Source organism: Kitasatospora sp. NPDC088346 (assembly GCF_044740765.1).
GTDB lineage: Bacteria > Actinomycetota > Actinomycetes > Streptomycetales > Streptomycetaceae > Kitasatospora.
In genome coordinates, this window is the sequence record NZ_JBIURH010000050.1 from 22,710 (window position 1) to 34,342 (window position 11,633).

Annotated in this window: 12 protein-coding genes, 1 tRNA gene and 1 riboswitch; of the genes, 4 read left to right on the top strand and 9 right to left on the bottom strand. The window is 75.0% G+C overall.

Annotation, left to right across the window (positions count from 1 at the left end; genetic code table 11):
- Window positions 1-198: 198 nt before the first annotated feature.
- The 5 genes from ACIOFR_RS35435 to ACIOFR_RS35455 form a co-directional block, all read right to left on the bottom strand.
- A complete protein-coding gene (locus tag ACIOFR_RS35435) occupies window positions 199-2,424 on the bottom strand; it encodes a SpoIIE family protein phosphatase (protein ID WP_401003847.1) in 2,226 nt (741 codons plus the stop codon).
- A 136-nt stretch (window positions 2,425-2,560) separates the two neighbouring features.
- Complete coding sequence (locus ACIOFR_RS35440) at window positions 2,561-2,767, bottom strand: hypothetical protein (protein WP_401003848.1); 207 nt, start codon at window positions 2,765-2,767, stop codon at window positions 2,561-2,563.
- A gap of 253 nt (window positions 2,768-3,020) precedes the next feature.
- Window positions 3,021-3,236, bottom strand: coding sequence for a hypothetical protein (locus ACIOFR_RS35445; RefSeq protein WP_401003850.1), 216 nt, complete (start codon window positions 3,234-3,236; stop codon window positions 3,021-3,023).
- 47 nt (window positions 3,237-3,283) lie between these two features.
- On the bottom strand, window positions 3,284-3,859 hold the full coding sequence (locus tag ACIOFR_RS35450) for a TetR/AcrR family transcriptional regulator (RefSeq protein ID WP_401003852.1): 576 nt from the start codon (window positions 3,857-3,859) through the stop codon (window positions 3,284-3,286).
- Window positions 3,859-4,686 (bottom strand): alpha/beta fold hydrolase, encoded by an 828-nt coding sequence (locus ACIOFR_RS35455; protein WP_401003854.1) that lies wholly within the window; start codon window positions 4,684-4,686, stop codon window positions 3,859-3,861. Before ACIOFR_RS35455 ends, ACIOFR_RS35450 begins: the two co-directional genes overlap by 1 nt.
- A 200-nt stretch (window positions 4,687-4,886) precedes the next feature.
- Here ACIOFR_RS35455 and ACIOFR_RS35460 point away from each other — a divergent pair, with 200 nt between their 5' ends.
- Window positions 4,887-5,099: a 4-oxalocrotonate tautomerase family protein gene (locus ACIOFR_RS35460; protein WP_401003856.1), complete on the top strand. Its 213-nt coding sequence runs from the start codon at window positions 4,887-4,889 to the stop codon at window positions 5,097-5,099.
- A 23-nt stretch (window positions 5,100-5,122) separates the two neighbouring features.
- On the opposite strand, the gene ACIOFR_RS35465 is transcribed toward ACIOFR_RS35460, so the two are convergent.
- Window positions 5,123-5,413: a YiaA/YiaB family inner membrane protein gene (locus tag ACIOFR_RS35465; RefSeq protein ID WP_401003858.1), complete on the bottom strand. Its 291-nt coding sequence runs from the start codon at window positions 5,411-5,413 to the stop codon at window positions 5,123-5,125.
- A gap of 217 nt (window positions 5,414-5,630) precedes the next feature.
- Window positions 5,631-5,792: riboswitch (cyclic di-AMP (ydaO/yuaA leader) on the top strand.
- A gap of 11 nt (window positions 5,793-5,803) precedes the next feature.
- Here ACIOFR_RS35465 and ACIOFR_RS35470 point away from each other — a divergent pair.
- The gene (locus ACIOFR_RS35470) at window positions 5,804-6,712 is read left to right on the top strand and encodes a M23 family metallopeptidase (protein WP_401003860.1); all 909 of its coding nucleotides are present in this window, start codon (window positions 5,804-5,806) and stop codon (window positions 6,710-6,712) included.
- On the opposite strand, the gene ACIOFR_RS35475 is transcribed toward ACIOFR_RS35470, so the two are convergent.
- On the bottom strand, window positions 6,702-7,571 hold the full coding sequence (locus ACIOFR_RS35475) for a hypothetical protein (protein WP_401003861.1): 870 nt from the start codon (window positions 7,569-7,571) through the stop codon (window positions 6,702-6,704). The genes ACIOFR_RS35470 and ACIOFR_RS35475 overlap by 11 nt on opposite strands.
- 50 nt (window positions 7,572-7,621) lie before the next feature.
- Here ACIOFR_RS35475 and ACIOFR_RS35480 point away from each other — a divergent pair, with 50 nt between their 5' ends.
- A complete protein-coding gene (locus ACIOFR_RS35480; RefSeq protein ID WP_401003863.1) occupies window positions 7,622-8,284 on the top strand; it encodes a GNAT family N-acetyltransferase in 663 nt (220 codons plus the stop codon).
- Window positions 8,281-9,000, top strand: a complete 720-nt coding sequence (locus tag ACIOFR_RS35485) for a sensor domain-containing protein (protein ID WP_401003864.1) — start codon at window positions 8,281-8,283, stop codon at window positions 8,998-9,000. The genes ACIOFR_RS35480 and ACIOFR_RS35485 overlap by 4 nt, the downstream gene beginning before the upstream one ends.
- 790 nt (window positions 9,001-9,790) lie before the next feature.
- Here the strand turns inward: ACIOFR_RS35485 and ACIOFR_RS35490 are convergent.
- Both ACIOFR_RS35490 and ACIOFR_RS35495 read right to left on the bottom strand, forming a co-directional pair.
- Entirely contained in the window at window positions 9,791-10,834 is a 1,044-nt protein-coding gene (locus ACIOFR_RS35490) for a hypothetical protein (RefSeq protein WP_401003866.1), read from the bottom strand.
- A 534-nt stretch (window positions 10,835-11,368) separates the two neighbouring features.
- Window positions 11,369-11,442 (bottom strand) — tRNA-Met (locus ACIOFR_RS35495).
- Between the last annotated feature and the right edge of the window lie 191 nt (window positions 11,443-11,633).

Consider the following 11,633-nt stretch of genomic DNA (forward strand, 5'->3'; position numbering starts at 1 on the left):
GGGTGAACCGAGCGATCGTCAATTGAACTCAATCGGTCAAGCTCTCACAACCGTCACCATCATCCAACTACCTGACGTGAACACATCGGTGCTGGTCACCGGCGCGCCCCGGGCGGCGGATCCGCCGGCGCTCCGGGCGCCACCGCGAGGTGGACCGGCCGGGCACCGGACGGAACGTCCGGATCGCGCCGGGGTCCGCTACCCGTCGGTCGCCGCGTCCGCGGAGATCCGGTGCAGGAGCAGCAGCGCGACGTCGTCCGGACGGGAGTTGCGCTGGGTGACGTTCAGGGTGAGCGACTCGGCCAGGGCCTCCAGGCTGTCCCGGGCGCCGTCGGCGCCCGCACCCGTGCCCTTGCGGGCCCACAGCTCCAGCCCGCAGACCATCCGCCGCACCGACTCGTCGTAGTCCTCGCCGCGCTCCTCGACCAGCCCGTCGGTGTACGCCAGCAGCGTCTCGCCGGCCGCCAGGCCGTGCACGGTCAGCTGGTACGTCCAGCCGGGGGCCACCCCGAGCGGCGGCCCGCCGGGCAGGTCCAGCTCGGCGGCCGAGCCGCCGGAGATCCGGATCGGCGGCGGGTGCCCGGCCCGGGCGCCGCGCAGCGTCCCGGTGGCGGGGTCCAGGGTGAGGTACAGGCAGGTGGCGAACAGGTCGGTGTCCAGCTCGGCGAGCAGCCGGCTGGTCCTGGCCAGTGTGGCGGCCGGGTCGTGCCCGTCGGTGGCGTACGCCCGCAGGCCGCTGCGCAGCTGTCCCATGACGGCGCTGGCCTCGGCGTTGTGCCCCTGGACGTCGCCGATCACCAGGCCGACCGCACCGTCCGGCAGGCGCAGCAGGTCGTACCAGTCGCCGCCGATCTGCATGCCCTCGGTGCCGGGCAGGTAGCGGGCCGCCGAGGCGATGCCGGCCAGCTGCGGCAGGCTGCGCGGCAGCATGGCCCGCTGGAGCTCGGTGGCGCGGTGGTGGTGGATGTCGTAGAGCCTGGCCCGTTCCAGGGACTGCGCGAGGATGCCCGCGAAGGCCGAGTACATGGTGCGGTCCTCGCGGCCGAAGATCCGTGCGGTGTCGAAGGTGATCAGGCAGGAGCCGACCTGCCGGCCGGAGGCGACCAGCGGCAGCACGGCCCAGGCCGAGGGGGTGAGCGGGCCGCCGCCCGGCGCGGGTCCGTCCCCCTCGCTGAACAGCGGGACGGCGCGGGCCAGCGACTGCTCCATGACCCCGGCGGAGAGCTCGTGCAGCCGGTTCAGCTCGCTGCGGTAGGGGCCGCCGTAGACGGCCGGCGAGACCGGCAGCAGCCGGCCCTCGTCGACCAGGTCCAGCACCACGTTGGCCGCGCCGAGGGCCGGCCGGGCTATGTCGGTCAGGGTGGTGGTGACGTCCCGGACGGTGACGGCCCGGGAGAGCGCCCGGGTGAGCGAGAGCAGCAGCACCGAACGCGTCCCGGCCCGGGAGGGGTCGGCCGGCGGCGCGTCGCCCTCCTCCAGGCCGGGGCGCTCCGGGTACGCGGGCCGGTCGCGGGCGGTGAGCAGGCCGGCGATCCGGACCGGGCGCCCGTGCAGGTCGCGCATCACCTCGCCCGACTCGTCCACCCGGGTGACCGTCCCGTCGGCGTGCACGACCCGGTAGTCGAGCCGGTACGGGCCGCCCGCCGCGAGCGCGTCGGCCATGCCGGCCTGAAGGTCGGGGAGGTCCTCGGGGTGCACCACCCGGCTGAGGTCGGGGGCCGGTGCGGTGTCGCCCCCGGTCGGCGGGGGCAGCCCGACGACCTGGTAGGCGAGGCCGTCCCAGGTGGTCTCGCCGGTGACCAGGTCACGTTCGAAGGCACCCGCCCCGGCGGCCCGGACGGCCAGCGAGAGCAGCGGCCGGTCGCCCTCGTAGGCGGCGGTGCGGATCCCCTCCGGCGCCGGGCTCGCGGCCTGGACGTGGTCGATCAGGTGGGAGAGCCGGTGGGCGCACGCCTCGGCGAGGGTCTCCAGGACCTCCACGTCGCGCTGCGGGACGGTGCCGCGGTGCGCCAGCGCCAGCGCGAGCACGCCGATCGGCAGGTCGTCCACGACCAGCGGCAGGACGGCGAGGGCGACCAGGCCGGTGCCGCGCCCGTGGTTGGTGCCGAGGTGCTCGCCGCCGGTCCGCTCGGGGCTGAGCAGGACGGTCTCGCGGCGGCGCAGGGCCAGCGCCGCGGGCAGGTCGCTCGCCGGGTCGACCAGGCCGTAGCGCTCGTGGGCCCAGTCCGGCAGACCCTGCGAGGCGGCCAGCCGGAGCATGCCGTCGGAGTCCAGCAGGTACAGCGCGGAGCCTTCGCCGGTGATCCAGCCCGGGCCCTCGGTGAGCACGGTGGCCAGCAGTTCGGCGGCGCCGGTGCAGCGCAGCAGCAGCCGCACGCAGCGCAGTTCGGTGCGGGTGACGGGGCGCGAAGAGCTCAGGTCCATGGGCTCGACCGGTCCCTTCCGCTCAGTCCGCCGCTGTCCGATGTGAACATCTTATGGACGTCCCGTGTGCCTGTCCGGTTGCGGAGCGGGGCAGGACGGAGCGGTGGTGCCGGGCGGGGCGCTCGCGGCGGTGCGGCTACTGGCCGTCGGACTCGCCGTACGGCTCCTGGGCGACGGCCGGAACGGGCCGCATCGAGCGCAGACCGCGCAGCACGGCGTACGCGCGGGACAGGTGGCCCCGCGGCGGGACGGCCGCCGGACGGCCGGCGCCCGGGCCCGGTGCGGGGCGCTGGGCGGGTACGAGGCCGACGGTGCCGCGGCCGGGCTGCACGGTCCTGGTCATCTGTCCACGTCCTCCGGGATGCCGGTGCGGCACCGCCGGACTGACGGAACGTGGCCGGCCGGGCCTCCGAACGACGGACCGTTCGGGTACCCCGCCAGTGTCACCCGTGGACGGTGACGGAACGGTCTCGAATCCCACCCGAACCTGTACCGGCCACGAGCGGTCCGCCGGCCGCCCCCGTGCCCGGCGGACCGCTCGGGCCGGGAGACGGTTCAGGCCGGGCGACGGCGGGCGGCTCGGATCAGGAGGCGGCTCAGACCGGGAGGCCCGGCAGTCCGTTCAGCCCGTCCACGTCGGGGCTGCCCTCGGAGACCGTGCCGACCAGGTCCACCGGCAGGTCGGGGGCGGTGATGGCGTCGGGCGTCAGGCCCTGCCCGACGGTCGGCGCCGCGTGCGCGCTCGGGGCGGTCAGGGAGGCCACCACACCCACGGCGAGGGAGGCGACGGCGAGCATGCTTCGCTTCTTCATGCCCTGCCCAACGCGGTCGGGCCCTCGAAGGACACGGGTCGGCCCCCTCAGGCCCGCCCGGGCCAGTTGCGCAGCCCTTCGGTCAGGACCCCGGTCACGCGCTGACGGGTCACCGCGAGGTCCTCGGGCAGCTGGAAGCCGCCGCCGGTGGTCAGCGAGGCGAACCCGTGCGCCACCGCCCGCACCGTCCGGGTGGCGTGCACCGCCTCCGCCCCCTCCAGCCCGTAGCCGCGCAGCACCGCCGTGATCACCTCGACCAGCCGGGTGCCCGCTGCGGCCAGGTCCGGGTCGGCGCCGTCGGGTGCCTGCGGCAGCGCCGCGTACCGCTCTGGGTGGCGCACGGCGTACTCGACGTAGGCCGCCACCAGCGCCTCGACGGCCTCGTCGGTGCTGCGCCCGAGCACCGCGGCGGTCAGCCGGTCGGCCAGCTCCTCGGTGACCCGGACGGCGATCAGCCGGCGCAGCTCGGCCAGGCCGCCGGGCACGTGCTTGTAGAGCGAGGGCGTGGCGACCTTCGCACGGGCGGCGACGGCGGCCAGCGTGAGGGCCTCGCCGCCCTGCTCGTCGAGCAGGGCCACGGCGTGGTCCACGACGGCGGCGGGGGTGAGTCCGACCCGGGGCATCAGGCGACCTCGTCCAGGAAGGGGACCAGGGCATCGGCGGTGGCCTGCGGGAATCCCGCCATCGGGTAGTGGCCGCCGCCGTCGATCATCACCTTGCGGGCCTTCAGTGCGGCGGCCTGGCGGTCGGCCACCACCTCCGGCTTCGGGAAGTCCGGGTCCTTGCTGCCCATGATCACCAGGGCCGGGCAGCGCACCGCGGCGGACCAGCCGACCGGCGCGGAGTCCCCGGCCACGTACCCGCGGGCGGCCGCCCGGCGTCCGGGCTCGCGCAGCATCGCGACCAGCCCGGCGCGGTACTCGTCGAAGTCGGCGGGCCGGGCGGTGGGGAAGTAGAGCCGCTGCGCCGCGCCCCACAGTGCCGGGAACCGCACCACCGCCGCGCCGAGGACCCGGACCAGGGCCTTCTGGACGGCGTTCGGCGGGAGGTTCTCGATGAAGGCGTCGATCAGCACGATGCCGGCCACCCGCTCCGGCCGGTCCCCGGCGGCCCTGACCACGGTGGCTCCGGTGTAGGAGTTGCCGACCAGGACGGCCCGCTCGACGCCCAGGTGGTCGAGCAGTGCGAGCACGTCCCCGGCGATCGCGGCGGGGGAGTGGTCGGCGAAGCCGGTGGAGGACTCCCCGAGGCCGCGCAGGTCCATGGTGATCACCCGGCGGCCCGCGGCGGTCAGCAGCGGGACCAGGTGCCGGTAGGCGGTGCGCCTGTCGAGCATGCCGGGGAGCAGGACGACGGGGGTGCCGGTGGCGGTGCCTGCTCCGGTGGCGGAGTCGTCGAAGGCGATCCGGCCGCCGGGGACGTCGACGTACTGGGTGCTGGTGCTGGTCACTGCTGCCTCCTGGAGCTCCTTGGTGGGCGCCCGACCGGTTCGGTGAACCCCTGTAGCTCCAAAGCTAAGGCTAATAGCCTTAGCCGTCAAGGGGTGGCCGCGGCCCTGGGGTAGCGTGCCGCTGGTCGCGCGGCCGGTCCCGCGCCCGTGACCGCCGTGTCCGTGACCACCGAGTCCCTTCGAGCGCGCCAGGAGGCGTCGTGCCCTTCATCAACGTCAAGCAGCTGTCCGGTCGCAGTGACGAGCAGAACGCCGAGATCGCCCGGGCGCTGACCGAGACCTACGCCAGGATCACCGGCGTCGACCCGCAGAACATCTGGGTCGCGGTCGAGGAGGTCCCGGCCACCCACTGGACGGCCGGCGGCGAGACCTTCGCCGCCCGCAGGGCGAAGGCCGCCGCCGAGGGCAGCTGACCCCCGCCCCGACCGGTCGGAACTCAGGCTCCCTCCACCCGGAACGGGTCGTGCTCGGCCAGCAGCTTGTCCAGCCGGGCCTGGTCCACCCGGCTGGTCAGTTCGTCGGCCTCCTGCCGGTCGCGGATCACCTTGGCCAGCGTGAACGCCGAGGTGATCTCGTACAGCAGGCCGACGGCCAGGAAACCGCGCATCCAGGAGTCCACCGGGAGATAGGCGATCCCGGCGGCGAGGGCGGTGGTGGCGAGGGCGAAGGAGATGACGGCCTGGACGAAGTACGCGGCCGTGGTCCTGGACTGCATCTTTGTGCTCATGCCGAAAGGGTCTCCAAGTCCCTTTCCTCGCACATGAGTACGGATACTCAACCGGCCGGTAGCAGTCCGTCACGGGTGCCGTCGCGAAATCGGGCGAACCGCCCTCTGGTCTGCGAACGACCCGTATTTCCTCCGCCCGGGCGCTTGGAATCATGGGGCGCATAGGATTAACTTTCGATAACGCAGCGCGGAACCAAACGCCGTACCCAGACGGCACCGTGCGCCATCGCTCAATCCGCGGGCACGCCTCCACCGGCGGGTCCGCGGAACCGGGGAACCACGTTCCTTGGGGTGAATCGGTCCGGCCCAGGCCAGGCCGTAGGAGACCTTCCTGCTCCGAACCCGTCAGCTAACCCGGTCGGCGAGAGGGAAGGAAAGGAGCACGCCTCAGTGGCGTCGACGCACCCGCTCCACGGCTCGGCTGCAGGCACCCAGCTGCTCGACCACCCGGTGGGCCAGCTCCACCAGGCCGACCAGGGCGACCAGGGCGGCGACCCGGCCCGGCACCGGATGCCCCGTCAGGCCAGGAGCAGCGCACCCCTGCTCGGCGTCACCGCGATGACCGCCGCCCTCGGTGCCACCGGCTTCGCCGCCGCGTCCTCCGCCCAGGCCGCTCCCGCCCCCGCTCCGGCCCCCGTCGTCGCCGCCGACCCCGCCGAGCAGGACGGCGCCGCGACCGCCGACCCGGGCCTGGCCCTCGCCGCCCGGATCCAGCAGCAGGCCGACGGCCGGAGCGCCGCCGAGGAGGCAGCCCGGCTCGCCGCCGCCCAGGAGGCCGAGGCCAGGCACGCCGCCCAGCAGGCCCAGATCCAGGCCCAGGCTTCCGCGCAGGCGCAGGCGCAGGCGCAGGCTTCCGCGCACGCCCAGGCCCAGGCCCAGGCCCAGGCACCGCAGGCCGCGCCGATCGTGCTCGCCCCGCCGGTCACCGGCTACACCCTGAGCGCGCACTACGGGCAGTCCGGCTCGTACTGGTCGCACCTGCACACCGGGCTCGACTTCGCGGCCCAGACCGGCGCCCCGGTCACCGCCGTCGCCGCCGGCACCGTCACCTCGGCCGGCTGGTCCGGCGCCTACGGCTACCGGGTCATCCAGACCCTGCCGGACGGCACCGAGGTCTGGTACTGCCACCTGTCCCGGATCGCCACCGCCGACGGCCCGGTCGTCCCCGGCACCGTGCTCGGCGCGGTCGGCGCCACCGGCAACGTCACCAGCCCGCACCTGCACCTGGAGGTCCGCCCCGACGGTGGCGCCCCCGTCGACCCGCTCGCCTGGATGCAGGCGCGCGGCCTCAATCCGTAGGCTCCCCGGCGGCCGGGGCCTGGTCCGCCAGGTACGCCTCGATCTCCTCGGTGCCCGGCTCCGGCGCCAGGTCCGGGTACTCCTCGACCAGCAGCGCGGGCAGGCCGGGCACCGTCCACTCCCCGTACAGTCGCAGCGCCTCGCGGGCCACCGCCGCCTCGAAGTCCTCGAAGTCCCCGGAGAGCTCCTCGGGCATCGGCCGGCCCAGCGCGGTCAGCTCGGCCAGGTTGCGGTAGCTGCGCTGCATCAGGCCCTGCTCCAGCAGCAGCCGCGCGCCGTCCGTCGCCATCCCGACCATCAGCAGCCGGGTCGGCCCCCAACCGCCGTCCCGCTCCTCCGGGTCCAGGTCCGGCACCGCCGCGAACGCCTCAAGACGCTGCTCCTGCGTCAGCTCCCGGAAGGCGTCCAGCCAGGCCCGGACCGCCTCCCGGTCGGCGGTGTCCACCCCGTCCGCCCACAGCAGCAGGGCGTACAGCCGGGGCCAGGTCACCAGGTCGGCCCGCCGCAGCAGCCCGCACAGCACCTCCCCCTGCCACTCGGCCTCCTCGCGCAGCCGCTCGTACCGCTTGCTGTTCAGCCGGCGGGCCGCCCGCTGGTGCTCGATCAGCAGCAGCACCGCCGCCCCGTACGCCGCGGGGTCGCCGCCGGGCTGGACGTACAGGTGGAGCCGCTCGTAGAGCAGTTGCTCCAGCAGCGCCGAGCTCAACTCCGGGTAGCCGTCGTGCATCCGGGCGCCGCTCAGCTCCAGCAGCGCCAGCACCGTCCGCAGCGCCTCCTCGGGCACGTCCTGACCGGCCGCCGCGGCGGTCAGGTCGGCGGCGCGGGTGTGCGGAATGAGCTGCAGGTCTTCGTCGTTCACGGACAAACCGTAGCCGGTGCCGAAGATCCCGACGGGCAGGGTCGGCGGGCATGGACCCAGTACGGCTGACCGGCCCCCGCCTGATCCTGCGCGAGTTCGACCACACCGAGGCGGAGGTCGCCGGTCTGCACGCGGTCTTCGGCGACCCGGAGACCGCGCGCTACCTGCCGTTCGAACCGCGCGACCTGGAGGAATGCGCCGACCAGATCGAGCAGTACCTGGACGCCGCCGAGCAGCGCCCCCGCACCGAGTACCGGCTCGCCGTCGCCAGGCCCGCCGACGGCGTCCGCGCGCCCCTGATCGGCACCGCCGCCCTCACCCTCGAAGGCGACCGGGCCGCCGTCCTCGGGTACGCGCTGCGCCGGGACGCCTGGGGCCACGGGTACGCCGGCGAAGTCCTCGCACTGCTCTGCGGATTCGGCTTCCACACCCTGGGCCTGCACCGGCTCGCCGCCCGCACCGACCCCGGCAACGCCGCCTCCGCCCGGGTGCTCACCCGGGCCGGCTTCCAGCTGGAGGGCCGGATCCGGCACGAGCTGAACCGGGCGGGCCGCTGGCTCGACGGCATGCAGTACTCGCTGCTGGAACACGAGTGGCCCGCCGGGGGCGCGGACGGCCCCGCGGCCGCCCGGGGTGGGGACAACCCCACCCCGGATCCGGCAGCGGACCGGATACCCCGCCGGCCCCCCGGTTCGGCATCGTGGAGGTCGTGAGCACGGACGACTTCGAGGGGCCCGAGATGACCGCCACCACCAGCCCGTACCGGCCCGCCGCGGCCCCGAGCCCGGCCTTCTGGCGGGCGCCGTTCAGCGCCTCGACCTACCGCGAGGTGGGCTTCGTCCTCACCGGGCTGCCGACCGCCCTGCTGGGGTTCGTCCTGGTGGTGGCCCTCCTCCCGCTCGGCCTCGGCCTGGTGGTCACCGCCCTCGGCCTGCCGGTGCTGGCCCTGATGCTGACCGCCGCCCGGGGCCTGGGCGCCCTCGACCGGGAGCGGGTACGCACCCTGCTGGGCACGCCGGTGACCGCACCCGCTCCGGTCCGGCCGGCCCGGAGCGGCTTCTGGGGCGGCATCACCGCCCGGCTGGCCGACCCGGACGGCTGGCGGGCCGCGCTGTACCACGTACTGATGCTGCCCTGGGCGATCACCAGCTTCGTGACCACCGTGGTCTTCCTGGTCACCGGCTGGGTCCTCGCCCTCTACCCGGCCTACCACTGGGTCTTCCACCGCTACCTGGACTGGCCCGGGTACCGGGTCGTCGAGTTCACCAACGGCAAGGGCGAGTACTACGCCTACTACGTCACCTCGCCCCTCCAGATCGCCGGGGTCTCGCTGGTCGGCATCGCCCTGGTGCTGCTCACCCCGAAGATCGTCCGCGGGCTGACCGGCGTGCACCGCCTCGCCGTCCGCGGCCTGCTCGGCGCCCGCTGACCCGTCCGGCGGCCCCGGAGGGCGGGCCCGTGCTCCCCGTGATCGGCTGGAGCGGCCCGCGGCCCCCCGCGCGCGGGCGAGCCCGAGTCAGGAGCCGCCGTGTCCGTACTGGTCACCTCCCGCCCGCTGGACGAGTACTGCGGGCTCTTCGGTCTCACCCGCGGCGAACTGCGCGCCCTCCCCGGACCGGTCCTCGACTGCCCGGGCGGTGCGTCCGGGCTGGTCGCCGAGGCCCGGGCGCTCGGCTGCCGGGTGATCGCGGCCGACCCCGGCTACGCCGTCCCGCCGTCCGAACTGGCCGCGCTGGCCCGGGCCGGCCGGGAGACGATGGCCGCGGCCATCCGCGCCGAACCCGGGCGCTACCTCCCCCGCGCCTACCGGGCCGACCGCTACCTGCGCAGCTGGGACCGCGCCCGGCGGCTGTTCGCCGCCGACGCGGCCGCCCACCCGGAGGCGTACGTGGCCGCCGCGCTGCCCCGGCTGCCGTTCGCGGACGGCGCGTTCGCGCTGACCCTCAGCAGCTACCTGCTGTTCGCCTACCCCGCGCTGTTCTCCCCGGCGGAGCAACTCGCGGCCCTGCGCGAGCTGGTGCGGGTCACCGACCCGGCGGGCGAGGTCCGGATCCACCCGCTGCACGACTCCACCGGCCGCCCGTACCCGCACCTGGACGCGCTGCGCGCCGATCTGGGCCGCCGGCAGGTCGCGTCCGAGATCCGGCGGTGCGGCGGACCCGGGACGCACCGGGTGCTGGTGCTGCGCGCGGCCGACCACCGCCGCCGGTCGGCCGGGCTCAGCGCGGGGCGGGTACGGCCGGATCCGGCCCGGTCGGATCGGTCGACACCGGATCGGTCGAGGCCGGACCGAGAGCGGCCGGGTCCGTCGCGCCGGGAGCGCCAGGGCCGGGAGCGCCCGGGCCGGCCGGGAGAAGCTGCTCCGGCAGCACCCTGAGCACGTCCTCCGCCACCGCCCGCCGCCGCGAGTACGGCGGCACGTTGCGGGAGTTGCGCATCTTGTAGCGGACGGCGTCGCGCAGGGCGCCGCGCTGCGCGGGGGTCAGGTCGGGCAGGTCGGCCGCGGCGCGGGCCGCCAGCAGCGCCTGCAGCAGCTCGAACGCCGAGAGGTGACGGTCGATGGCGGTGATGATCAGGTCGAGGTTGCGCGCGTCCGGCGCGCCCTGCAGCAGGGCCAGCGCCTGCACGCGCAGGCCCTCCACCCCGGTCCGGAAGAGGTCCCGGACCTGCTCGGCGCTGAAGCCGAGCGAGGGGGCCGCGACGACGGTCTTGTTCACCGAGTCGGCCAGCGTCTGCCGGTCGGCCGCGGACAGCGCCCGGGCCAGCAGCAGCCGGGTGAACAGCCAGCCGGTCAGGAAGCCGACCACGCTGAAGTACACCCCGAGCGCCGCCGCGAAGCCGGCCGACCCGGGGCCGCCGCCGAGCACCGGGGCGAGCGCCCGGCCCAGCTCCCGCAGGCGCTGCGGCACGGTGCCGATCTGGGTGAGGCCCGCTCCGAGCAGGATCTTGGTGAGCCAGTCGGAGACCTGCTCCAGGTTGGTGTTGGGCGCGTAGCTCGCCGTGGAGGTCGCCGAGCGGTCCTCCGGGTGGGCGGCCGCGCCACTGGTCAGCAGCTTCGGCACGCCGAACAGGAAGCCCAGCAGGCCGCCCGCCACCGAGAAGGTCGCGGCCACCATCAGGCCGCCGCCGAGGGACGCCGCCCAGTGCGGCGAGGCCGCGGCGAACAGGGCCAGGCCGAGTAACCCGGCTCCCAGCACCCCGGTCAGCGCGATCTTCACCGCCGGCGCCGGCTCGCCGCCGCGTTCGAGCTCCACCGACTCCACCCCCGTACGGTCCGTCAGGTCGCTGTGACTGTAGCGGATCGCGTACGGGCGCCGGCAGCACTCGTACGGGTGGAGCCGGGACCGGTCGAGGACGCACCGCCCGCCGCGGGACCGGTCCGTGCGACTGCCCCGGGGCGCCCCCACGACCGGGGCCGGACAGCAGGCGGCCCGTGGGCTGCTCTCCTCGGCGCCGGGCCCGCGAGGGGCCCTGGCGGCCGAGGCACCGGGGATGTACCGGTGAGCCCACGGGCCGGGTGACTGCTTGGGTCTGCGCCTGCCGCCGGAGGCCGTACGCGCCTCTTTCTGCACAGGCAGGGGCGGCTCTAGCGAGCAGCCACCTCACGCATCCTGATGGAACTCAACTCAGGATCACCTCCTTTCAGTGTGCCGCCACTGTAGGCACGCTCCTGAGGGGAGGGCAACGGTTTTTCAAGGCGGTGCACCCGGGGCGAGACGGCGGCGCGCGGCTGCGGCGCGGCCGGGGGAACGACGAAGGCCCGGCAGACTGGCTGCCGGGCCTTCGGTGCTACTGAGTAGCGGGGACAGGATTTGAACCTGCGACCTCTGGGTTATGAGCCCAGCGAGCTACCGAGCTGCTCCACCCCGCGTCGGTGAACACGACAGTACGTGAGCGGTGGGCAGAAGGGAAATCGGATTCCCGACGCACGGGGGCGAGACGGCGAAACGGCTGGCGGCGCGGCTGGGGGAACGACGAAGGCCCGGCAGACTGGCTGCCGGGCCTTCGGTGCTACTGAGTAGCGGGGACAGGATTTGAACCTGCGACCTCTGGGTTATGAGC

What these genes read in the sequence shown, in the direction of transcription:
- ACIOFR_RS35435 (WP_401003847.1), bottom strand. Translation starts at nt 2,424, where the DNA reads ATGGACCTGAGCTCTTCGCGCCCCGTCACCCGCACCGAACTGCGCTGC.
- ACIOFR_RS35440 (WP_401003848.1), bottom strand. Translation starts at nt 2,767, where the DNA reads ATGACCAGGACCGTGCAGCCCGGCCGCGGCACCGTCGGCCTCGTACCC.
- ACIOFR_RS35445 (WP_401003850.1), bottom strand. Translation starts at nt 3,236, where the DNA reads ATGAAGAAGCGAAGCATGCTCGCCGTCGCCTCCCTCGCCGTGGGTGTG.
- ACIOFR_RS35450 (WP_401003852.1), bottom strand. Translation starts at nt 3,859, where the DNA reads ATGCCCCGGGTCGGACTCACCCCCGCCGCCGTCGTGGACCACGCCGTG.
- ACIOFR_RS35465 (WP_401003858.1), bottom strand. Translation starts at nt 5,413, where the DNA reads ATGAGCACAAAGATGCAGTCCAGGACCACGGCCGCGTACTTCGTCCAG.
- ACIOFR_RS35480 (WP_401003863.1), top strand. Translation starts at nt 7,622, where the DNA reads ATGGACCCAGTACGGCTGACCGGCCCCCGCCTGATCCTGCGCGAGTTC.